The sequence below is a fragment of the Streptomyces sp. NBC_00887 genome, assembly GCF_045207585.1.
Genome location: NZ_CP108788.1, coordinates 4043911 through 4066767 on the forward strand (window position 1 = coordinate 4043911; position 22857 = coordinate 4066767).

19 protein-coding genes are annotated in these 22857 nt (G+C 69.0%); 4 read left to right on the plus strand and 15 right to left on the minus strand.

Going from position 1 to position 22857, the window contains the following annotated elements:
• Positions 1 to 5 precede the first annotated feature (5 nt).
• The 6 genes from OG844_RS18375 to OG844_RS18400 form a co-directional block, all read right to left on the minus strand.
• On the minus strand, positions 6 to 1598 hold the full coding sequence (locus OG844_RS18375; protein WP_406391607.1) for a cation acetate symporter: 1593 nt from the start codon (positions 1596 to 1598) through the stop codon (positions 6 to 8).
• Positions 1595 to 2065 (minus strand): DUF485 domain-containing protein, encoded by a 471-nt coding sequence (locus tag OG844_RS18380; RefSeq protein ID WP_406391609.1) that lies wholly within the window; start codon positions 2063 to 2065, stop codon positions 1595 to 1597. Before OG844_RS18380 ends, OG844_RS18375 begins: the two co-directional genes overlap by 4 nt.
• 98 nt (positions 2066 to 2163) lie before the next feature.
• Complete coding sequence (locus tag OG844_RS18385) at positions 2164 to 2832, minus strand: response regulator (RefSeq protein WP_406391611.1); 669 nt, start codon at positions 2830 to 2832, stop codon at positions 2164 to 2166.
• Positions 2829 to 3992 carry a sensor histidine kinase gene (locus OG844_RS18390; protein WP_406391613.1) on the minus strand — a complete coding sequence of 388 codons (1164 nt, stop codon included), beginning with the start codon at positions 3990 to 3992 and terminating at the stop codon, positions 2829 to 2831. The genes OG844_RS18385 and OG844_RS18390 overlap by 4 nt, the downstream gene beginning before the upstream one ends.
• A complete protein-coding gene (locus OG844_RS18395; RefSeq protein WP_406391615.1) occupies positions 3989 to 4516 on the minus strand; it encodes a DUF1453 domain-containing protein in 528 nt (175 codons plus the stop codon). Before OG844_RS18395 ends, OG844_RS18390 begins: the two co-directional genes overlap by 4 nt.
• 185 nt (positions 4517 to 4701) lie before the next feature.
• Positions 4702 to 6828 (minus strand): type IIA DNA topoisomerase subunit B, encoded by a 2127-nt coding sequence (locus OG844_RS18400; protein WP_406391617.1) that lies wholly within the window; start codon positions 6826 to 6828, stop codon positions 4702 to 4704.
• Between the two features lie 432 nt (positions 6829 to 7260).
• Here OG844_RS18400 and OG844_RS18405 point away from each other — a divergent pair, with 432 nt between their 5' ends.
• Positions 7261 to 7494, plus strand: coding sequence for a hypothetical protein (locus tag OG844_RS18405; protein WP_014153643.1), 234 nt, complete (start codon positions 7261 to 7263; stop codon positions 7492 to 7494).
• 106 nt (positions 7495 to 7600) lie between these two features.
• Here OG844_RS18405 and OG844_RS18410 read toward each other — a convergent pair whose 3' ends face one another.
• The 6 genes from OG844_RS18410 to OG844_RS18435 form a co-directional block, all read right to left on the minus strand.
• Complete coding sequence (locus tag OG844_RS18410; RefSeq protein WP_406391618.1) at positions 7601 to 8434, minus strand: S1 family peptidase; 834 nt, start codon at positions 8432 to 8434, stop codon at positions 7601 to 7603.
• 132 nt (positions 8435 to 8566) lie between these two features.
• Positions 8567 to 10114 (minus strand): RNA polymerase sigma factor, encoded by a 1548-nt coding sequence (locus OG844_RS18415; protein ID WP_351170551.1) that lies wholly within the window; start codon positions 10112 to 10114, stop codon positions 8567 to 8569.
• A 324-nt stretch (positions 10115 to 10438) separates the two neighbouring features.
• Complete coding sequence (locus tag OG844_RS18420) at positions 10439 to 11305, minus strand: FadR/GntR family transcriptional regulator (RefSeq protein WP_406396176.1); 867 nt, start codon at positions 11303 to 11305, stop codon at positions 10439 to 10441.
• 181 nt (positions 11306 to 11486) lie between these two features.
• Positions 11487 to 13235 (minus strand): ATP-binding cassette domain-containing protein, encoded by a 1749-nt coding sequence (locus tag OG844_RS18425; RefSeq protein ID WP_406391620.1) that lies wholly within the window; start codon positions 13233 to 13235, stop codon positions 11487 to 11489.
• A 136-nt stretch (positions 13236 to 13371) separates the two neighbouring features.
• A complete protein-coding gene (locus OG844_RS18430) occupies positions 13372 to 14136 on the minus strand; it encodes an NUDIX hydrolase (protein ID WP_406391622.1) in 765 nt (254 codons plus the stop codon).
• Positions 14137 to 14353: 217 nt separating this feature from the next.
• The gene (locus OG844_RS18435; RefSeq protein ID WP_406391623.1) at positions 14354 to 15691 is read right to left on the minus strand and encodes a DUF4192 domain-containing protein; all 1338 of its coding nucleotides are present in this window, start codon (positions 15689 to 15691) and stop codon (positions 14354 to 14356) included.
• A gap of 110 nt (positions 15692 to 15801) precedes the next feature.
• Between OG844_RS18435 and OG844_RS18440 the strand changes: the two genes are divergently transcribed.
• Together OG844_RS18440 and OG844_RS18445 are read left to right on the plus strand one after the other, a co-directional pair.
• Positions 15802 to 17973 carry a RecQ family ATP-dependent DNA helicase gene (locus tag OG844_RS18440; RefSeq protein ID WP_406391624.1) on the plus strand — a complete coding sequence of 724 codons (2172 nt, stop codon included), beginning with the start codon at positions 15802 to 15804 and terminating at the stop codon, positions 17971 to 17973.
• Positions 17974 to 18189: 216 nt separating this feature from the next.
• Positions 18190 to 18831 carry a hypothetical protein gene (locus OG844_RS18445; RefSeq protein ID WP_406391625.1) on the plus strand — a complete coding sequence of 214 codons (642 nt, stop codon included), beginning with the start codon at positions 18190 to 18192 and terminating at the stop codon, positions 18829 to 18831.
• A gap of 59 nt (positions 18832 to 18890) precedes the next feature.
• Here OG844_RS18445 and OG844_RS18450 read toward each other — a convergent pair whose 3' ends face one another.
• From OG844_RS18450 to OG844_RS18460, 3 genes are all read right to left on the minus strand, one after another.
• Positions 18891 to 19499 carry a hypothetical protein gene (locus tag OG844_RS18450; protein WP_406396178.1) on the minus strand — a complete coding sequence of 203 codons (609 nt, stop codon included), beginning with the start codon at positions 19497 to 19499 and terminating at the stop codon, positions 18891 to 18893.
• A gap of 85 nt (positions 19500 to 19584) precedes the next feature.
• Positions 19585 to 20295: a ribonuclease HII gene (locus OG844_RS18455; RefSeq protein ID WP_406391627.1), complete on the minus strand. Its 711-nt coding sequence runs from the start codon at positions 20293 to 20295 to the stop codon at positions 19585 to 19587.
• 172 nt (positions 20296 to 20467) lie between these two features.
• Positions 20468 to 21085 carry a TetR/AcrR family transcriptional regulator gene (locus OG844_RS18460; RefSeq protein WP_406391629.1) on the minus strand — a complete coding sequence of 206 codons (618 nt, stop codon included), beginning with the start codon at positions 21083 to 21085 and terminating at the stop codon, positions 20468 to 20470.
• Positions 21086 to 21280: 195 nt separating this feature from the next.
• On the opposite strand from OG844_RS18460, the gene OG844_RS18465 reads away from it, so the two are divergent.
• On the plus strand, positions 21281 to 22834 hold the full coding sequence (locus tag OG844_RS18465) for an MFS transporter (protein ID WP_406391630.1): 1554 nt from the start codon (positions 21281 to 21283) through the stop codon (positions 22832 to 22834).
• Positions 22835 to 22857 lie beyond the last annotated feature (23 nt).

Consider the following 22857-nt stretch of genomic DNA (forward strand, 5'->3'; position numbering starts at 1 on the left):
GGTCCTCAGGCCGCACCCGCGCCCGTCAGCGACCGGACCTCCGCCTCCGCGTGCCTGGCCGCGTCGGGCGGCTCCGTGGAGGTGACCGTGCCGATCCAGCCGGCCAGGAAACCGGCCGGGATCGAAACCAGCCCCGGGTTGTCCAAGGGGAAGAGCTGGAAATCCACGCCCGGGAAGAGCGAGGTCGGGCTCCCCGAGACGACCGGCGAGAACAGGACGAGCAGCACTGCGGGAATCAGCCCGCCGTAGACCGCCCAGACCGCCCCCCGCGTGGTGAAGTTCCTCCAGAACAGGGAGTAGATCAGCGCAGGAAGGTTGGCCGAGGCTGCGACGGCGAAGGCCAGTCCCACCAGGAACGCGACGTTGAGGTCCTGGGCGAGGAGTCCCAGGGCGATCGCGACGACGCCGACACCCGCCGCCGCCGTCCTGGCCACGGCCACCTCGCTGCGCTGTTTGGAACCCCGGCGACGGAGCGAGGCGTAGAGGTCGTGGGCGACGGAGGCCGAGGAGGCCAGCGTGATCCCGGCGACGACGGCGAGAATGGTCGCGAAGGCGACGGCCGCGACCACGGCGAACAGGACCGTGCCGCCGGTGGATCCCTCGCCGCCTCCGAGAACGAGTGCCAGGAGCGGGACCGCGGTGTTCCCCGAGGCGTTCGACGCCCGTACGTCCGCCGAGCCGACCAGGGCGGCGGCTCCGAACCCGAGCACGATCGTCATCAGGTAGAAGCTGCCGATGAGTCCGATGGACCAGACGACGGAGCGCCGGGCCGCCCGGGCCGTGGGCACGGTGTAGAAGCGCGACAGAATGTGCGGCAGGCCGGCCGTGCCGAGCACGAGGGCAAGGCCCAGGCTCATGAAGTCGAAGCGTGCCGTCCAGCTTCCGCCGTACTTGAGTCCGGGCGAGAGGAAATCCCGCCCGTGGCCGCTGCGTTCGGCGGCCGTGTTGAGAAGTGTGTTGACGTTGCCGTGGAAGTGCACGAGGACGAGCACGGTGAGCGCGAGAGCACCAGCCATCAGAAGGACGGCCTTGACGATCTGGATCCAGGTCGTGGCGCGCATACCGCCGAGCGACACATAGATCACCATGAGTGCGCCGACCCCGACGACGGTCCACGACCGGGCGGTGTCGCTCGTCCCGCCGAGCAGGAGCGCGACGAGACTGCCCGCACCCACCATCTGTGCCACCAGGTACAGCACCGAGACGGTGACCGACGAGGTGCCGAGCGCGGTGCGCACGGGACGCTCCGCCATGCGGGCGGCAACCACGTCGGCGAGAGTGAACCGTCCGCAGTTGCGCACGAGTTCCGCGACGAGGAGCAGGACGACCAGCCAGGCGACGAGGAACCCGACCGAGTAGAGCATGCCGTCGTAGCCGAAGAGTGCGATCAGTCCCGAGATCCCGAGGAAGGAGGCGGCGGACATGTAGTCGCCGGCGATGGCGAATCCGTTTTCCATGGGCGAGAAGAGCCGCCCGCCCGCGTAGAACTCCTCCGGCGATCCCTGCCTGTTCCGGCTCACCCAGGTCGTGATGCCGAGCGTCACGGCGATGAACGCGCTGAACAGCAGCAGCGCCAGCGTCTGGTGGTCCCCGCTCACCGGTCGATCCCTCTCGTCATCTCCTGGGTGTCCCAGCGCAGTTCCAGCGCGTCCCGGTCCCTGCGGAGCCGGGCATGACGTGCGTACGCCCAGGTGAGCAGGAACGTGGTGACGAACTGTCCGAGCCCTGCGACCATCGCCACGTTGAGCGCACCCGCAACCGGGCGCGCCATCAGGTCGTGTGCCGTGGTCGCGGCGACGACATAGGCGAAGTACCAGAGGAGGAAGGCGACTGCCGCGGGGACCACGAACCTGCGGTAGCGGCGCCGCACCTCGCGGAAGGCCGCGCTCTGCTGCACCTCGAGATAGATGTCGGCGGCACTGTGGTTGTGCTGTGGCGGCCCGGGCGGCCCGTCGGGCGCAATACCTCCCGTACCGTCCAGGTCGCCCCATCCGGGGGCCAACGCGTCGTACCACGGGTCGTCGAGCCGCACTGCTGCGACTTTCGGCCCTGCTTCCTTCTCCACCCGAACAACTCCCTTGTCCACGAGCCTTTTCGGTCGCGTAGCCAAGAATGGGCAGATCGGGAAGATCCCGGGCACTTCATTCGCCCGGCTTCACCATTTCAGGTGACGGCAGTGCCGGGCGGGTGTGCGAGTCCCCGGCCGTACGCATAGCGCACGGCCTGCGCTCGGTCACGCGCTCCCGTCTTGGCGAAGAGGTTGTTGATGTGAGTCTTCACCGTGGCCCGGGAGATGTGCAGCGTGCGGGCGATCTCCGCGTTGGACAGTCCCCCGGCGATCAGGACGAGCACCTCGGCCTCCCGTGGGGTGAGCCCGTCGGGCAGCTCGGACGGCACCGGCGGACCGGCCTCCGCGGTGACGCGCTCCAGCAGCCGGCGCTGCACCTTCGGTGAGAGTCCGGCCTCGCCGGACAGCACCGCCTCGATGGCCCGCACGATCTCCTCACCCCGCGCGTCCTTGGTCAGATAGCCTCGCGCGCCTGCCTGCAGCGCGGTGAAGAGCGAGTCGTCGTCGGCGAAGGTCGTGAGCACCACCACCTGGGTGCGCGGGTGTTCCTTGCGGATCCTGCGCGTTGCCTCGACGCCATCGCAGCGGGGCATCCGCAGATCCATAAGGACCACGTCGGGCGCCTTCTCGGCTACGAGAGCAACCGCCTCGTGCCCGTCCTTCGCCGCACCGACCACCTCGATGCCGGGCAGCAGCCCCAGCAGCATGACGATGCCTTCGCGCACGATTGCCTGATCATCGGCGACCACCACCCGCGCACTCACGCAGGCACCCGAAGATTCACCACGAACCCCTCCTCGCCCGGCCCTGCCTCCAGCGTTCCGCCGATCAGTTCGGCGCGCTCCCTCATCCCCAGCAGACCGTAGCCGGAACCACTGACAGCGAGCTCTCCCTCCGAGTGGCGTCCTCCGGAGTCCCGCACCTCCAGGGCGACGGAGTCCGGCAGATACTCGAGCCGGACCAGGACCGCGGCCCCCGGGGCGTGCTTGCGGGCATTGGTCATCGCCTCCTGTGCGACCCTCCGCACCGTCTGGGAGGCATCCGCGGCCAGTGGTCTGCGATCCCCCGCAACGAGCACCTCGGCCGCCTCACCTGCCACCAGCTGCCGCAGGAAGTCCTCCACCGGTGTCATCTCCCCTCGCAGTGCGGACAGGGCCTGACGCGTCTCTGCGAGGCCCTCACGCGCCATGGAGCGCGCTGCGACGACTCTCTCCAGCACTAGGTCGCGAAACTCCCCCGCAGGCTCTCGTTCGACCAGCAGCCGGGCCGCTTCCAGGTGCACCAGTTGTGCGGAGAGGCTGTGGGCGAGCACATCGTGGATCTCTCGGGCGATCCTGGACCTCTCGGCCAGCGCGGCCGTCCCGGCCTCCGCGACCCTCGCCGCCCGCTCCTGGTCGAGGAGCCGCCTGGCGCTGCCGCGGGCCTCGGCATCAAGTCGCAGGACATAACCTCCCAGGCACAGGCTTCCGGTGGTGATCACCGTGGTCAGCCACCCGTCGCTCTCCACGATCGCGTAGGCGGCGAGAGCCACAGCGGTGAGCGGCACGGCCGCGGAGAGCGGGAGCCGCTCCAGAGCGGTGATGGCGCACCCACACCACAGCACGACGGCGAGGGCTCCGGCGCCCGCCTCCTGCGCCCCGAACGCCGCGGCCATCAGCAGCACCAGCAGCCCCAGGGAAGGCCAAAGACGATATGCCAGGGTGCTCCGGAAGAACGCGACACCCGCGACCGCGCAGCCGGCCACTCCCACCGGGAGTACCGCGACCTGCCAGAGGGCGAATCCCCCTTCGGCGAGAGTGCGCCAGAGGAGGCCGACGAGCACAGCGGTCCATACGAGTCGTCCGATGGCGGCCCGCGGGCGTGTGTGCGCGGTTCTGGCGAGGGCCTCCTTGGACGGCCAGCTCGTCCAGGTGCTGCGGTTCACGCGTGCCCCTTCCACGCGGCATGTGCGGGCCGCAACGGCATTCCGTCGGCCGGACCACCGTGCCGCTCACGCAGGCTCCGGGCCCGCAGGCTGAGCACACCGCCGCGCGCGAGCAGCATGGCCGCGAGTGACACCGTGAGAGCGGCCGGCCCTTGATGTATGCCCAGCAGCACCCCGGCACCCGCCAGCGCGGCGTGGATCGTGAGGCCTCCCACCCACACCTGGACTGTGCCCTTGGTGCCCCCGCTCCGCACGGAGCCGTCCGGTTCGCGCCACAGCCTCGCGGTCCAGCCCCAACCGGCGCCGGTGACCAGGCCCACCACGATCCCGGCTCCGAGAATCAGAGCGGACAGTGCCTCGTGGTGCGGGTCGAGTGCCCCTTCGTTGCGCGCGGAAATGATCAGCAAGATCCCCGGCAGGACCCACCACCGCTTGTCGTCGACGATCCGTTGCGCCGTGAACTGGCGCACGACGACGAGCGCGACGACCGCAGCGATCACCAGAACGTGGAAGAGCGCGGACATGGATGCCTCCGACGGGCGGGAAGGTTCGAGGCCTTCGACGCTACGGAAGCGCGCGGATCAGGGGATCGGCTCAGGGGTTGAGCGTGGGTGGAGAAGCTGTCTCCACCCACGGGTGGACTCGGTCAGGCGTCGACTCGGTCAACCGGGACTCCGTCAGACGTCGCCTCCGTCCGACATGGACTCGGTCAGACGTCGATGCGCGAGCGGTCGAGCGTGGCCGCCGAACTCGTGATGAATTCCTTCCGGGGCGCCACCTCGTTGCCCATCAGCAGATCGAAGACCTGCTCGGAGGATTCGAGGTCACCGATGTTGATCCGGCGCAGCGTGCGGTGGCGCGGATCCATCGTGGTCTCCGCCAGCTGGTCCGCGTCCATCTCGCCGAGACCCTTGTAGCGCTGGATCGAATCCTTGTACCGGACGTTCTTCCGCTGCAGCTCCAGCAGCGTCTGCCGCAGCTCGTTGTCGGAGTACGTATAGATGTACTTGTCCTGGCCCTTCTTGGGCTGGACGAGCTCGATCCGGTGCAGCGGGGGCACCGCCGCGAAGACCCGCCCGGCCTCGACCATGGGCCGCATGTAGCGCTGGAAGAGCGTGAGCAGCAGGCACCGGATGTGGGCACCGTCGACGTCGGCGTCCACCAGCAGGACGATCTTGCCGTAGCGCGCGGCGTCGATGTCGAAGGTCCGACCGGACCCCGCTCCTATGACCTGGATGATGGCGCCGCACTCGGCGTTCTTGAGCATGTCCGACACGGACGACTTCTGAACGTTGAGGATCTTTCCGCGGATCGGGAGCAGCGCCTGGAACTCGCTGTTCCGGGCGAGCTTGGCCGTGCCCAGCGCCGAGTCTCCCTCCACGATGAAGAGCTCACTGCGCTCGACGTCGTCGCTGCGGCAGTCGGCGAGCTTCGCGGGCAGGGAGGAGGACTCCAGCGCGGTCTTACGGCGCTGTGCGTCCTTGTGCTGGCGGGCGGCGATGCGGGTGCGGGCGGCCGCCACCGCTTTCTCCAGCACCGAGCGGGCCTGGGCCTTGGCATCACGCTTCGTCGAGGTCAGGAACGCCTTGAGCTCCTTGGCCACCACGTTGGCAACGATCCGGTTGGCCGCCGAGGTGCCGAGCACCTCCTTGGTCTGACCTTCGAACTGCGGCTCCGCAAGCCGTACGGTGACGACCGCCGTGAGGCCCTCCAGGGCGTCGTCCTTGACGACGTCGTCCTCGGCGACGCGCAGCAGCTTGGCGGAGCGGAGCACCTCGTTGACGGTCTTGGTCAGGGAGCGCTCGAAGCCCGACACATGGGTGCCGCCCTTGGGAGTGGCAATGATGTTGACGAAGGACTTGACGTTGGTGTCGTACCCGGTGCCCCAGCGCAGCGCGATGTCGACGCCCAGCTCCCGGGTGACCTCTGTCGCCGTCATGTGACCTCGGTCGTCCAGGACCGGCACGGTCTCCTTGAACGTCCCTGTCCCGGTCAGGCGCTGAACGTCGCAGACCGCCTTGTCCTGTGCGAGGTACTCACAGAACTCGCTGATTCCGCCGTCGAAGCGGAACGTCTCCTCCGTCTTGCCCTCGCCGTCGATGCCGCGCTCGTCCCGTACGACGATGGTCAGGCCCGGCACCAGGAAGGCCGTCTGCCGTGCTCGCTGGTACAGCGTCTCCAAGTTGAGCTTGGCGTCCTTGAGGAAGATCTGCCGGTCCGCCCAGTACCGCACCCGGGTACCGGTGCGGTTCTTCGCTACTCGCTTCCCCTTGCGCAGCCCGTTCGACGGATCGAAGGGACTGTCCGGCCCCTGCTCCGTGAACATGCCCGGAACGCCACGCCGGAAGCTGATCGAGTGGGTCGAGCCGGTGCGGTCGACCTCCACGTCGAGCCGGGCGGAGAGCGCGTTGACCACCGAGGCACCCACGCCGTGCAGGCCGCCCGACGCCGCGTAGGAGCCACCGCCGAACTTTCCGCCGGCGTGGAGCTTGGTCATGACGACCTCGATGCCGGAGAGCCCCGTCTTGGGCTCGACGTCGACGGGGATGCCCCGCCCGTTGTCGCGCACCTCGACGGAACTGTCGTCGTGGAGGATGACCTCGATGCTGTCGCAGTAGCCGCCGAGAGCCTCGTCGACCGAGTTGTCGATGATCTCCCAGAGGCAGTGCATGAGTCCGCGACTGTCCGTGGACCCGATGTACATTCCGGGGCGCTTGCGGACCGCTTCGAGCCCCTCAAGAACGAGAAGGTGCCGCGCGGTGTAGTTGGAGCTGTCCCTGTCTGCGCCGCCTGCTCCGGTCAGCAGCGCAGTGGACGGCACGGAATCGGCGGTCACGCGGTTCGCTCCTCGCTGAATTTCATTGGTGGCCCAGTGGGTAACGGGCTCGGCCTCGGTAGCCGCTGAGAGCCTACCGAGGCCTGGTAGAGCGGTTGTAACGCCACCCAGGGGGAATCATTATGCTAGTCCAGCCTCGCATAGACGTTCGATCACTCGTTGGAGTGACGTGCACATCACGTTCCCTTCGAGGCATGAACCATTTAGGCTCCGGGCACGTCCTCATGAACAACCGGCAAGCCAGCCGGCGGACCCACCCCCGCAAGCAACGCGAAACCGTAGCGCTCCGCAATACGGCACATTCGCCGCCAACCGGCAACAGACAGCCATCTTGAGAAGAAGTTTCGAAGAAAAGCCACGAGCGGGAACGTTTTCGGCCTGGTTGGATGTTGACCCTGGTACGACAGCTCGTCGAGCTAGAGAAGAGGCGACGTGACTACTGTTCTGACCCCCGCGAGCCCGCTGACCGCAGCTGACCGCTGTGACCGTTGCGGCGCCCAGGCATATCTGCGCGTCGTCCTGATCAGCGGCGGTGAACTGCTCTTCTGCGCCCACCACGGACGCAAGTTCGAGCCGGAACTCAAGAAGATCGCCGCGGAAATACAGGATGAGACAGATCGGCTCACCGCCGTACAGGCAAGTGCAGCCGACGAGGAACAACACTGACACCTCGCATCCACGACGAGCCAGGGGCCTGTCCAGGACCGGCCGACGGGCGGCCTTCCCATGAGGGGAAGCCGCCCGTTCTCGTACCTCCGAGGTGCTCGCGCGGTCAGTCCTGACCGGCGGCCATCCACCGGATCGCTGCGGAGACACGCGTGTACACACCGGGGCTCCCCGGGCTCCCGCAGCCGCTGCCCCAGGAAACCAGGCCGATGAGCCGCCCACGGGCCACCAGCGGGCCGCCGGAGTCGCCCTGGCACGCATCCCGCCCCCCGGCCGTGTCACCGGCGCAGAGCATGGACGAGGCGTCGTACGTGCCGTGCAGGCCGCCGGGATAGGCGCGCGCGCAGGCACTGTCCGGCAGCACACGCACCTGGGCGGCGTGCAGCACAGACGCGTAGGCGCCGTATCCGGTCGTGTCCCCCCAGCCGTACACCTTGGCATCGGTGCCCGGCTCGTATGCGGCGTTTCCGGCTCCGGCCATCGGGATGACGCTGCTGGCCGGCAGCTTCCCCGCCAGTGTCAGCACTGCCAGATCGCCGACGTTCGTGCGCGGGTCGTAGCCGGGATTGATCCATGCCGTACGCACCGGGATCTCCCGGCCGCCGGGCCCGCTCAGCTCGTCCCGGCCCGCGATGATCCGCAGATCGCGGACCTCGGAGACACCGACGCCCAGGACGTCCTGCCTCAGGCAGTGCGCGGCCGTCAGCACTTTCGCGGGCGCGATCACCACCGCACCGCAGAACTGACCGTCGCGGGTTCCTCCGAACCGGTCACGGCTGGACAGTGCCACCGTCCAGGGACTGTCCGCGATGCGCGCCGGCCGGCCGCCGACAACAATGCTGTCCGCCACGGCAGCGGCCTGGGGGGCGAGGGGTATCACGGCCGCAACAGCCGCCAGGGCGAACGCCACGGGCACGGCACGGACGACAAAGCGGGGCATGAGGACTCCTGACTCCGGGGTGAACGATGCCTACTCAGCGTCATCCGCACCGCAGTCGCCCGCACTTGCAGACGGACGCGGGGCCCGGAACCTGAGAAGGTTCCGGGCCCCGCGTCCGTGCCTGTCCGCGATCTAGTCGAGGTAGTCGCGCAGCACCTGGGAGCGCGACGGGTGACGCAGCTTCGACATCGTCTTCGACTCGATCTGACGGATGCGCTCGCGCGTCACGCCGTAGACCTTGCCGATCTCGTCCAGCGTCTTCGGCTGGCCGTCGGTGAGACCGAAGCGCATCGACACCACGCCAGCCTCACGCTCGGAGAGCGTGTCGAGCACGGAGTGCAGCTGCTCCTGGAGCAGCGTGAAGCTGACCGCGTCGGCCGGCACGACCGCCTCGGAGTCCTCGATCAGGTCTCCGAACTCGCTGTCGCCGTCCTCACCCAGCGGGGTGTGGAGGGAGATCGGCTCACGGCCGTACTTCTGGACCTCGATGACCTTCTCAGGGGTCATGTCGAGCTCCTTGGCCAGCTCCTCCGGGGTGGGCTCACGGCCCAGGTCCTGAAGCATCTGGCGCTGCACTCGCGCGAGCTTGTTGATGACTTCGACCATGTGCACCGGGATACGGATGGTACGGGCCTGGTCGGCCATGGCGCGGGTGATCGCCTGGCGGATCCACCAGGTGGCGTACGTGGAGAACTTGTAGCCCTTGGTGTAGTCGAACTTCTCGACCGCGCGGATCAGACCGAGGTTGCCCTCCTGGATGAGGTCCAGGAAGAGCATGCCGCGGCCGGTGTAGCGCTTGGCCAGCGAGACCACGAGCCGGAGGTTGGCCTCCAGCAGGTGGTTCTTGGCCCTGCGGCCGTCCTCGGCGATGATCTCCAGTTCGCGCTTGAGCTTCGGCGCGAGCTTGTCGGAATTCGCCAGCTTGTCCTCTGCGAAGAGACCGGCCTCGATGCGCTTGGCGAGCTCGACCTCCTGCTCGGCGTTGAGGAGGGGAACCTTGCCGATCTGCTTCAGGTAGTCCTTGACCGGGTCGGCAGTGGCGCCGGCGACGGCGACCTGCTGGGCAGGTGCGTCGTCCTCGTCGTCGTCGGAGAGGACGAAGCCCTTGTTCTCACCCTCGCCCTCCTCTTCGTCGCCCTTGGCAGCCTTGACTTCCTCGGCCGCCTCGTCGCCGTCGAGGAGCTCCTCGTCCTGCTTGCCGGCCTTCTTCGCCGCGGTCTTCTTGGCCACGGTCTTCTTCGCGGCAGTCTTCTTGGCCGCTGTCTTCTTCGCGGCGGTCTTCTTCGCGGGGGCGGCCACGGCGGCGTCGTCAGCTGCCGAGTCCACGCCTTCGGCCGCCGGGGCGGCAGTGGCCGCGACGGTCCGCGTCACGGTGGTCTTGGCGGCGACAGTCTTGGTGGCGGTGCGCTTGACCGGGCTCTTCGCTGCGACGCTCTTGCGGGCGCGCTTCGGCGACTCCGCGGCACTGACCATCAGCGTCACACCCTCTTCCTCGAGGATCTGGTTGAGGCTGCGCAGAACATTCTTCCACTGGGTTGGCGGAATCTGGTCAGCCTCGAAGGCCCGACGCACGTCGTCGCCGGCGATCTGCCCATCAGCCTTTCCCCGCTCGATGAGCGCCATCACAGACTCGGACTCGGCGATCTCCGGCGGGAGCGTACGGGATGTGCTGGCCGACACGAACAACCTCTCGGAACGATGGAAACGGCTTTCGGCCCTGCCCTGGAGAGGGCTGGAACCGACGACCGGCGGCTGGGGATGTTGCCGACGGCGCGGGCTTGGCCTCAGAACTGCACAGCGCACTACGTGGCTGCTGTATTCCTTCCGCGGCGGTCACCTCTTAAGTCATCGCACTGTTTCGAGGAGTGTTACGCCCAATCCGCGTGGCCCGAGTCACACCTCATTACCGACAAACGTACCCAAGGGTTCATATCTCCGTAAAATTATGCCGCCGGACCATGAGGGTCCGGCGGCACACGGTCCCGCACCCCGGCAGTACAGCGGTCAGTGCTCGCGCGGCGCGGGAACCACCCGCTCCACATCCAGGTGGACGACGAGCAACTGCCGCATCGCCGCTTCGGCAGCGGTGGAGTCGCCCGACGCGAGCGCCTCGACGATGCGCGCATGGTGACCGAGCGACACTTCACCGGGCCGGTCACAGCCCGTGACCGGGCCACCGGAGACCTGCAGGGCCGCCGAGACGATCCCGGAGAGGTGCTCGAGCATGCGATTGCCCGCCGCCTGGATGAGCAGCGAATGGAACTCCGCGTCAGCCCGGGAGAACGTGATTCCGTCCGCCTGCGCCATCGCGTGCCCCATGATCTCGATCATGTCGCCGAGGCGCTGCTGGATGTCCTCACGCCCATGACCCGCGGCGAGCTGGGCGGCCAGCGGCTCGATCGTCCAGCGGAGCTCGGCCAGCTCCCTGCGCTGGTCGTCGCGCTGAGGACCGAAGGCCCGCCATTCGATGATGTCGGGGTCCAGAAGGTTCCAGTCGCTGACCGGCCGGACGCGCGTGCCCACATTGGGTCGGGCGCTGACCAGCCCCTTGGCCTCGAGAACGCGCAGGGACTCCCTCACAACGGTGCGGGAGACCTCGAATCGCTGCCCGATCTCCTCCGGAACGAGCGGCCGGTCGGCACCGAGGTCGCCCGAAACGATCATCTGGCCCAGCTGCTGGACCAGTTGGCCATGGAGCCCACGGCCCCGACTGGCTGTGCCGCGTCGGCTCGCCCGCCCGAAATCGGAATCACCACCGCCCCAGGAACGCAGCGGGGCGCGCTCGCCGGTCGGCGCCTCCCCGTAGGGGTATCGGTCGATTTCGCCCGGGCCGGCGAGGCCGGAGTCGGCGGAGCGGGCGGCGGTCATCATGGTGTGCGCAAGGGTACTCACGCATCCTTTGTCGGCGTGGCTCAGCCGACCCTTGAGGTCTTTGGTGAAAAGCACACGAAAGGGTGATCGGCACCCACCTCGCAATTGACGCCTTATCGTCTGAAATCGCACATTTTCTGGAGAGTTGCCCGTACCCCGCCTCCAGGGCGACCATCCGCGATCACCAACGGGCCCTCCCTCGAAGGCTGGTGAACACATACGCGCAGATGAGAGCCGACAACGACAAAGAAAGAGCTACTCCCACGGGCTGGGTCACCACGCGAACGGCAGCCATCGCCCACCTGTCCGTTTCGTAGGGCCATTGCAGCCAGGCGAGCTCCCGCAGCCTGCCCGGGAGTCCGACGATCGAACGGGTGGACGGACCCGAGAGCAGCCACTGCACGAGTGGAACGACAAGGACGGGAACGGCGAGGACTGCGGCAACTCCGGCGCCCGTCAGGCGAAAGACACCGGCCGCCAGCAGCCCCGCCCAGGCGCAGCCGACCGCCAGACCCGCCCAACTCGCTGCCAGCGGCGCGGCGTTTGCGGGGACCTCGACCAAGTCGCCGCCGTAGAAGAGACGCAGGGCTTCGGCGTCCGCGAGCACGGATGCCGCGGCCAGAAACAGCGCCACGCCCGCGGAGACGGCCAGCTTGGCGACCAGGAGCCCCAGACGGCGCGGGACGGTACCGCGCCCCGCCGCGAGCGCCGGGTAGCGGAACTCGTCGCCGAAGGACAGCGCACCGAGCAGACCTGCGCCGAGTGCCGCGGGGGGAAGAGGCAGCAGGTCGGGCCAGGCAACCAGCAGATCGGGCAGAGGCGTCCGCCCCGACCGGGCCAGCAGGACGGAGAGCCCCACGGAGACGGCCAGAACGCCCGCCATGATCATGGCCGTTGTCCGGACGCCCAGGAGGCGGCGCAGCTCGTAGCGCAGAGGACGCAGGGGGCCCCGGGCGGGACGCACGGGGATCGGAGGGGGGAGCTCAGAGATCGCTACGGACGAGGCGGGCCTCGGGGCGGCTCGCCCACCGGGACCGGCTGCGGAAGCAGATACCGGCCCCGCGTCCCCGGTCTCGTCTGCGAGTTGATGCACGGGCACCCCGTGCCGGTATGCGGTGTCACCGATCTCCGCACAACTGCTGCCGTACACCGACAACCGGTTGCTCTCCTCGGCGACCACCTCGACCGAACGCTGAGCGGCCCTCGCCTCACGCCTGACCACCGAGGCCAGCCTGGCCGCATGCGGAGTCCGCACTGCGACACGGGGACGGAGTCTGGTGCGGGAGAAGTCGGCGACGTCCTGGTCGGCGACGAGGCGCCCGTCATCGATGGTCACGACGCGGTCGGCGGTACGGGCGGCCTCCTTCGGATCGCTGGTGGTGTGCAGAACGGTGCCGCCCTCGGTCGCGTGCGCGCGGAGCAGCCCGTGCAACCAGCTCCTCTCCCGGGGAGAGAGTCCCTCGGCGGGGTCGTCGAGAACGAGCGTGTGCGGGTCGCCGAGCAGTGCCGACGCGAGGCCTAGACGACGGTCCATACCGACCGAGAGCGTGCCGAGGCGCTGATCACCCAGCCCGGCGAGACCGACGACTTCGAGCAGGTCGTCGGCTCGTGACGCGGGGACGCCGGCGGCGGCGCAGAGCATGCGGAGCTGCCCGCGGGCGGTACGTGCGGGATGGCCAGGGACATCACCGAGCAGCACGCCGACCTCGCGGGCGGGGTGACCGATGCGATGCAGTGGCCGGCCTCGGAAATAGGTGACGCCCCGCCCGGATTCGAGCTCGAGCATCAGGCGCAGAGCAGTGGTCTTGCCGGATCCCGGAGCACCGAGAAGTACGGTGACGCGGCCGGGCGGGGCTTCGAAGGTCAGGTCGTCCACAGCGGGGGAAAGATCGCGGCGGGGGGTGCTGGTGAGTCCGATGGCCTGGAGCATCGCTTCTCTCGCGGAGTGTGAGACCGCTCGGCGGCAGGGTTGGGTACCCCAGCAAGATAACGCGACATTTCAGATTTTTTGCGCAGCCGTGAGGCGGCGGGCGCTCCGCAGCCCCGCACTTCACACGTCCGCGCCGTCAGACCTCGGGCCTCAGCATCGGCGGGTTGAGCACATTGGCCGCACCCGCCCGGAAGAGCTGCGCGGGGCGACCGCCCTGGCGGGTGGTCGTTCCTCCGGAGGGAACCAGGAAACCGGGCGTGCCGGTGACCTTGCGGTGGAAGTTGCGAGGATCCAGGACGACACCCCACACCGCTTCGTAAACCCGGCGCAGCTCACCGACAGTGAACTCGGGCGGGCAGAACGCGGTGGCCAGCGAGGAATACTCGATCTTGGATCGTGCCCGCTCCACCCCGTCGTCGAGAATCCGCGCGTGATCGAAGGCGAGCGGCTCGGACTGCTCGCCCTCGCGGCCGAAGCCTCCTTCGGGGCCGAGCAGATCCTCGACCGGGGCCCAGCGGGCACTGTTCGCATCACCACCGGCGCGAGGTGCGGGCAGGTCGGGCGCCAGTGCGAGGTGCGCGACACTGACGACCCTCATCCGGGGGTCGCGCTCCGGGTCTCCGTATGTGGCGAGCTGTTCCAGGTGGGCACCGGTTCCGACAGCGGGGACCGCCGGATCGTGTGCGCAGAGCCCGGTTTCCTCGACCAGTTCACGCGCTGCCGCAGCAGCGAGATCCTCATCGGCTCTGACGAATCCGCCCGGTAGCGCCCACCTGCCCTGGAAAGGCTGTTCGCCGCGGCGCACCACCAACGCACAGAGCGCGTGACGGCGCACCGTGAGCACAACCAGGTCGACGGTGACAGCGAAGGGCGGGAAGGTCGACGGGTCGTAGGGCGGCATGCCGAAATCATAGTCGTCTGCCTGACGATAAACAGTCCCTTCGCCGTGCGGGCGTCCGCCACTCGGCCACGGCCGTGCCGCGCGGCCGCACTCGCCCGGGCCGGCGCGTTCACCCTCGGTCGGCCGATGCCCGGACCGAGCCGCCCTCGCCCCCCGCTTGCCGGTCTCAGGGCCTGCTCCGGGCGGATCCCCATCCCCCGCCCGCCGGGTTCTCCTGTCAACGGCCGCTCCTGGTCTCACGTCGGCCCTGCCGCTGGAGGTCCCGTACCCGACGCCGGGACGACGAAGCCGGCTTGGGGTTCGCGGAGCCGGGGGACGCCCTCCTGCGCCGTGCGGCCGAGGTGCGCGCCTGCCGCGTCCGAGTGCGTCGCCCCGCACGGCGCGCAACCTGTTCACCGGCCCTGCGGCCGCCGCCCTGTCCGGAGCGCACCCTGCGCTCGCTGCGAAGGCAGCGGCGCAGTGTCTCCGGGTCCAGGCCCTCGTTGCACGCCTGGTGCAACAGCTGAGCGAACGTGTAGTCCGGGTCGGCCCGCAGCGCGAGCCCCAGCGCCACCCTCGCGGCCGGTTCATCGCCCGAGGACCAGGAAACCCAGCCCGCCAGCGAGAGCGGCGCAGCCGCATGTTCCACGTACGGGCCGACACATCGACGGGCCAGCGCCCGCCACAGCCGAAGCGCCGTTTCCGCCTCTCGGCCTTCCATCCACTCCGCAGCCCTGTCCCGCGTCTCCCTGTCCTGAAGCCCGAGAATCACAGCGGCGCCCTCGTCCGCGCTGATCAGACTGTCATCGCCGGTGTCCGCCTCCGACGGAGCGGGCACCGGCGCACTTCCGAGGCGGTCCATGAGGGCACGCGCGAGTGTCAGAGTCTCCCCGGCCACCTCACGCCGTCCCACGGTGTCGAGGATCCTGGACATCAGCGCAGCTCCCGCGGAGTCCAGAGCCCGCTCCTGTTCCGCCGCCGCCTGAGCCGCGGAATCCCACGGCGAGAGCCGCGCCTCCATCTCTCTCAGCGATCCGCGCACCTGAATGCCGGCGTAAGCGGCTGCCGCTGCCATCACGGTGGTACCGGGAAGGGCCAGTGGGTTCCCCTCGGCCGGACAGCACCGCTCATCGGGGCAGCAGTAGGACCAGTAGCGACCGTCGGAGATGCAGAGGGCCTCCAGCACCGGAACATCGAGCGCCCCGCAGGCCCTGCGCAGACGCTGCGCGAGCGGCCTCAGCCGCTCCATCGTCTGATTGCCGCTCTCTCCGTCGGCCGGGTCCTGGCAGAGGAAGACGACGATCGCGTCCGGACGCGTGTCACGCCGCTCGCTGCCGGAGATCAGGCACTGCGCGAGCTGGTCGGCGACCGGCGCCCACTCCTTCGGCGACTGCGGAATGCCCAGCCTGAGCCGCCCTCCGAAGCGGCCCCGCCCGCCGTGAAGGGCAACCATGACCACGCTGTCGTTCGGATGGAAGCCCATGAGGTACGGCAGGGCGTCGGCAAGTTCGGCGGGGCCGCGCAGGGTGATCTGCTGCTCGTCGGCCGGTCCGGTGGATTCGTGGTGCTTGTTCATGGCACGACCGTCCCGCGGGCAGACGATTTCCGCGACCCCTGTGGATAACTTTATCCACAGGGGTCGCACGGTCGTTCGCGGTTGTCACAGGCATCGGGTTGCATGGGGGCATGACCAACGCAGACCGCGCAGACCTCAGAGCCTCGGCCGATTCCGTACTTGCCCGACTCGTCGGGGACACCACCGGCACTGCCCGCCTGCGCGAGGACCAGTGGCGGGCCATCGAGGCCCTCGTCGCCGACAAGCGCAGAGCCCTGGTCGTACAACGGACGGGATGGGGTAAATCCGCTGTGTACTTCGTGGCTACCTCGCTGCTGCGCGCACAGGGGAGCGGCCCGACCGTGATCGTCTCCCCCCTGCTCGCGCTGATGCGCAACCAGGTCGCCGCAGCTGCCCGTGCGGGCATCAGCGCCCGCACGATCAACTCCTCGAACACCGAGGAGTGGGAGACCGTCCAGGCAGAGGTCGCCGCAGGCGAGGTGGATGTGCTGCTCGTCAGCCCGGAGCGGCTGAACAACCCGGACTTCCGCGACCAGGTGCTGCCGGCACTCGCCGCCGCGACGGGTCTGCTGGTGGTGGACGAGGCGCACTGCATCTCCGACTGGGGGCACGATTTCCGGCCGGATTACCGGCGCCTGCGGACCATGCTCGCGGACCTCCCCGCAGGCGTCCCCGTCCTCGCCACCACGGCCACCGCCAATGCCCGTGTGACCGCGGACGTCGCGGAACAGCTCGGAACGGGCGCGGGCACGGACGCGCTGGTCCTGCGTGGCCCGCTGGACCGGGAGAGCCTCAGTCTCAGCGTGCTCCAACTGCCCAATGCCGCACATCGTCTGGCGTGGCTGAGCGACCATCTCGGGGAGCTTCCCGGCTCCGGGATCATCTACACGCTCACCGTCGCGGCTGCCGAGGAGATCACGGCCTACCTGCGCCAGGGCGGGCACACGGTCGCGTCCTACACCGGCCGGACGGAGAACGCCGACCGGCAGCAGGCGGAGGACGATCTGCTGGCCAACCGGGTAAAGGCCCTGGTCGCCACATCGGCACTCGGTATGGGATTCGACAAACCCGACCTCGGGTTCGTCGTACACCTGGGGTCGCCGTCCTCCCCCATCGCCTACTACCAGCAGGTGGGACGCGCGGGGCGTGGAGTCGAGCATGCCGAGGTGCTGCTGCTCCCCGGCAAGGAGGACGAAGCCATCTGGCAGTACTTCGCCTCGGTCGCCTTCCCTCCCGAGGAGCAGGTGCGCCGAACACTCGATGTCCTCGCCCAGGCCGGCCGGCCTCTCTCGTTGCCCGCCATGGAGCCCTTGGTCGATCTGCGGCGCACCCGCCTCGAAACGATGCTCAAGGTGCTGGATGTCGACGGCGCCGTGAAGCGCGTGAAGGGCGGCTGGATCTCCACGGGCCAGCCGTGGATCTACGATTCGGAGCGCTACGCCTGGGTCGCCGGACAGCGGTCCGCCGAGCAGCAGGCCATGCGCGACTACGCCTCGGGGACCGGTTGTCGCATGGAGTTCCTCCGGCGCCAGCTGGACGACGAGGAGGCCAGAGCGTGCGGCCGCTGTGACAACTGCGCTGGCGCCCGGTTCGACGACAAGGTCTCCACCGCGGCTCTCGACGGTGCGCGGGGCGAGCTCGGCCGTCCGGGCGTGGAGGTCGAGCCGCGCAAGATGTGGCCCACGGGGCTGGCAGCGGTCGGGATCGACCTCAAGGGCCGGATCCCGGCGGGTGAGTTGTCCTTCACCGGACGCGCACTGGGGCGGCTCTCCGACATCGGCTGGGGCAACCGGCTCCGCCCGATGCTCGCAGCACAGGCCCCGGACACGGCTGTTCCGGACGATGTGTCGAACGCGGTGGTCACTGTGATCTCCGACTGGGCCAAGGGGCCGGGTGGTTGGGCTTCCGGGGCTCCGGACGCCGCCGCCAGACCGGTGGGCGTCGTCACGGTCGCCTCGCGCCGCAGACCGCAGTTGGTGCACTCGCTCGGAAGCCGTATCGCCGAGGTCGGCCGGATGCCTCTGCTGGGTACCGTGACCTACGCGCCCGGTGCCGAGGACCTGCGCATCTCGCAGACCAACAGCGCACAGCGGGTGAAGGCCCTGCACGAGGCGCTCGTCGTGGAACCTTCCCTCGCCGAGGCCCTGACAGCCGCAAAGGGGCCCGTCCTGCTCGTGGACGACCTCTCCGACACCGGCTGGACGCTCGCCGTAGCGGCTCGGCTGCTCCGCCGGGCCGGCGCAGAGGGTGTGTTTCCGCTGGTCCTCGCCATCCAGGCATGATCCCAGGCTTCATCCGGCGCCGCACGGGCAGGGATATCTGTGTCATTCCGGCTGATACCCGTCAGGCTCACCAATTGCTCGTTGCCGCCTGCCGATACGACAGGAAGAATTGAACTCGCTCCCCGCACGGTCCTTTCGCGGGCCCGCAAGGGCTGTGCCGCGGCGCGCCCTCATTCGACCCTGCCCGCACCGTGGGCGCGTAGCGAAGGGAGGACCGTGACCTTCGGATTCGCTCCGTCCGCAGCAACATCGCTGTCGGCGTCCCCGGTATCCGCAGACTCCGTCAACCACCTTGCCAGGATGCTCGAACCGGCCGAGTGGGCGGCGGCCGGCATACCCCTGCTGCGCAGCCCGCGCGAGGTCGTCAGCGGCTTGCACGCACGGCACCAACCGACCCCGGCCACCGCCGTCGTCGCTGTCCTCGATCATGAGGAACGGCTCACCGCCAGCGCCTCGTTCGCCCGCCGCACCTCGGTGGCGGCGGACGGATGGGAGTTCCGTAACGCGGTGCTCGCCCATCTGCGCCGGGTGATCCCGCACGATCTGCGCCGCCGTACCCCGGTACGCACCGCAGTGCTGCTCTACTGCCGCGAGGGTGACGAACGGTGGACGGAGGAGGACGGGGCGTGGATGTGGGGGCTGAGGGATGCCTGCACGCTGCACGGGCTTCGCTGCGGCGCCTACATCACTCTGACGCGTGGAGGGTGGCAGGTCCTGGGTGAGGGCCGGGGAGGCCGCCGACCCAGTTCGCTGTCCCAGCCGTCGACTCTCGCCGACACATTTGCCGATCATGATCCGGTCCCGTTGCGCACGGGCGGCGGAGCGGCGGAGGCGTTGAGGCGGACCGCCGCCCGGTGAAACGGAACGTGGGTCCCGAGAGCCCTTTTTCGGACCATCGGGACCCACGGACTTACGTCTCAGACGCCCGCACCGAGCGCGGAGTTGATCTTCTGCGGGTCACCGCACACGATCAGCAGCGCGCCCGCGCGGTCCCGGGCGACGGACAGCGCACGGGCGGCACTGTCATCGATGTCCCCGTTGGCGGCCACGATGACCACGGGACGGGAAGCACAGCGGTCGACAGACGCCGTGCGGGCGAAGAAGACGTCGTCACCGGCATCGTGCTGCGCCCAGTACGCGGCTTCTCCGAAGGAGAGTTCGTGTGTGGCCCAGGGGTGGTTCCCACCCGTGGTGAGCACCAGGATGTCACCGGGCGCCCGCCCGGAGTCCAGGAGCAGATCGACGGCCTCGTCGGCTGCGTCGAGCGCGCCGCCGGCCGGGGCCGGGATCAGCTGGAGCTGCGCCGCGGAACGATTCTCCGGCCGCTTGCGCTCGGCCGGGTCGGGAGCCGGGGCAGCAGAGGGTGCAGCGGGACGCGTGGATGTGGGCAGCGGGCGCTGCGCCGGGGGCGCGGGCCGCGCAGGGCCGGGGCCCGGATGTCCGGGACGCGGCGTGGCCGCGGAACGCGGACCAGGTACGGGACGGGGGGTCGGCGCGGTGCGGGGACCCTGGACGCTCTCGGGAATCTGAGGCTCCTCATGGAGGGGATAAGACGCTTGATTGGTTGTCTGTCGAACACCGGCGGCACGCCGGGGAGATACGCCTGTGCGATCAGAAGTCGAAGCCGAGCTGGCCCCCGCTTTCCAGTGCGGCCGCCTCAGCGGAGAGTCGGACCTTCTTCAGGTGCTGCCACCTCGGCAGCGCGTCGAGATAGGACCAGCTGAGGCGGTGATGAGGCGTGGGCCCCATCTCCTGCAGCGCGGCCCGGTGCACCGGCGACGGATAGCCCGCGTTGGCGGAGAAGGCGAAGTCTGCGTACTCGCCCGATTCCGCTCCCAGTTCGGCCATCATCGTGTCCCGGCGGACCTTCGCGATCACCGACGCTGCGGCGACAGCGATGCATGACTGGTCGCCCTTGATCACCGTACGGACGTTCCAGGGCCGTCCGAGGTAGTCGTGCTTGCCGTCGAGAATCACGGCATCCGGACGCACCGGCAGCTCGTCCAGGGCCCTGACCGCCGCGAGACGGAGCGCCGCGGTCATGCCGAGATCATCGATTTCCAGGGGCGACGCGTGACCCAGCCCGTAGGCCGTGACCCAGCCCTCGAGCAGCGGGGCCAGCTCCGCCCGGCGCTTGGGGCTGATCAGCTTGGAGTCGGTGAGGCCCTCGGGGGGTCTGCGAAGACCGGTGACGGCCGCGCACACGGTGACGGGGCCGGCCCACGCTCCGCGTCCGACCTCATCGACACCTGCGACGGTCCGGGCACCGGAGGTAGCGCGCAGTGAGCGCTCGACGGTGTGCGTGGGCGGTTCGTACGGCATGACGCCTGTCAGCGTACGCCGATGGGCACGGCAAGAACACCCCGGGGGCACCGGACAGCGGGGCGGACCCTCACCCGGCCGGAGCGGGTACGGGACGGACACAGAGCGGACACCGCGGTCAGGCATCCGCCGGGCACGGAACGGACACCGTGACCGGCGTCCGCCGGCGGCGTCAGGAGCGGAGCAGCGGCATCATGACCTCGTCGATCATCTGAGCGATCTCGTCGTCCGGCCACTCGCTTCCGCTCACCTTGGTGCGGTACATCATCATGGCCGGAATCACGTCCAGCACCATCCCGCTCACGGCCTCCGGTCGCACCTCGCCCCGCGCGACACCACGGGCGACTACTTCCCGGAAGAGTTCGGTGGACGGTTCGATCATGCCTTTGACGATCACCGCCTGAAACCGCTCAGCCGCGTTCACGTCACACTCGTGCAGGACCGACCTCAGGGCGATACCGGGTCCCGAAAGCATCGCGTCGCGCATCCTGCGGCACACCTCGTAGAGGTCCTCACGGACTCCTCCATTGTCAGGTGCCTCGTCGAGGGTCGGCAGGCCGGCGCGCAGCGCGTCAGCGACCAGGTCCTCCTTCGAGGGCCACCGCCGGTACACCGCGGCCTTGCCGGTCCTGGCGCCGGCCGCGACGCCTTCCATCGTCAGCCCGCCCCATCCCACCGTGCTCAGCTGCTCGAGAGCGGCATCGAGGATGGCCCGTTCGAGCACCGGCCCGCGGCGGCGCAGGGACATCGGCCCGGGCCGGGCGGCGGCCGTGGGACGCGAAGAAGTCATCAGCAGTTCTCCATCGGAACAGGGAAGCGCACATCTTCGCGGGCCTGAGCGGACCCGGTACCGAGGACGAGCACCCCCGATCGCATCCCGCCGACAGCAGTGTCTGTGAACGCTTGCGTTCACTAATGGGGACTCACTACCGTTGGCGAGACAGTGAACGCGTTCGTTCACTAACTCTCTCGTGGGGGATCCATAGTGACAACATCTCAGTTAGAAGCACAGAGCGAACCAGGCTCAGCGCGCCGGACAGGGCGCCCGGGGATCGCCCTCGCCGTCATTGCCGCATGCCAGTTGATGGTTGTACTCGATGCCACGATCGTCAACATCGCGCTTCCGCACATCCAGGACGCGCTCAGCTTCTCCACGACCGACCTCTCCTGGGTGCTGAGTTCCTACACGCTCACCTTCGGCGGACTGCTGCTGCTGGGCGGCAGGGCGGGCGACATCCTGGGGCGCCGCCGGGTCTTCATGGCCGGAATCCTGCTCTTCACTCTTGCCTCGCTCCTCGGCGGACTCGCACAGGAGCCTTGGCAGTTGCTGGCCGCACGCGCGCTGCAGGGCGTCGGGGGCGCCATCGCGTCGCCCACCTCCCTCGCCCTGATCACCACCACGTTCCCCGAAGGGCCCGAACGCAACCGGGCGTTCGGCGTGTTCGCCGCAGTATCGGCGGGCGGCGGGGCGATCGGGCTGCTGACCGGTGGCATGCTCACCGAATGGCTCGACTGGCGCTGGGTTCTCTTCGTCAACGTACCCATCGGTGTGCTGATCGCGGTCCTGGCACCGATGTACATCAACGAGTCGGAGAAGCACCCGGGGCGTTTCGACATCTCCGGGGCCATGACCTCGACGCTCGGCATGGCCTCGCTGGTGTACGGCTTCATCCGCACCTCGGAGGCGGGCTGGCGGGACTCCCTCACGCTGTCGTCCTTCGGTGCCGCCGTGGTGCTCCTCGCCGTGTTCGTGCTCATCGAGTCGCGTGCCAGGGAACCGATCACCCCGCTGCGGATGTTCGCCGACCGCAACCGCTCCGGCACCTACATGATCATGCTCAGCCTGGCTGCGGCCATGTTCGGCATGTTCTTCTTCATCGTGCTGTTCGTCCAGAACGTCCTGGACTACAGCCCGATCGAGTCGGGTCTGGCGTTCCTGCCCATCACGGTCGCGATCATCATGGGCGCGGGGCTCTCCCAGAGGCTGCTCCCGGTGCTGGGGCCGAAACCGTTCATGGTCACAGGGTCGGCCATCACCGGCATCGGACTCTTCTGGCTGACCCTCATCTCACCCGACAGTTCGTACATGGGCGGTGTGCTCGGCCCGATGTTCCTCTTCGGATTCGGCATGGGGCTGAACTTCGTCACCCTCACCCTGACGGCGGTCTCCGGCGTCGCCCAGCACGAGGCCGGCGCAGCGTCCAGCCTCCTCAACGCGAGCCAGCAGGTCGGAGGTTCGCTGGGCCTGTCCATCCTGGTGACCGTCTTCGGCACCGCGAGCCGCAACGAGGCCGAGAAGCAGGTTCCGTCCTTCATGGCGCAGGCGACACCCGAGCAGAAGGCGGAGTTCGCCAGGACGCACGAACTGCCCGCTCCCTGGGGACACGACGTGCTGACCCATGGCATCTCCACGGCCTTCACCGCGGCCGTCGCCATGGTCGCACTCGCCCTGCTGACCGCCGCGGTCGTGATCCGGGTGCGCAAGAGCGACCTGGAAGCACTGAGCGGGAAGTCCGCGGCAGCAGGGCCGGGCGCCTAGCGGGGCCTGTACCCATCGGACCC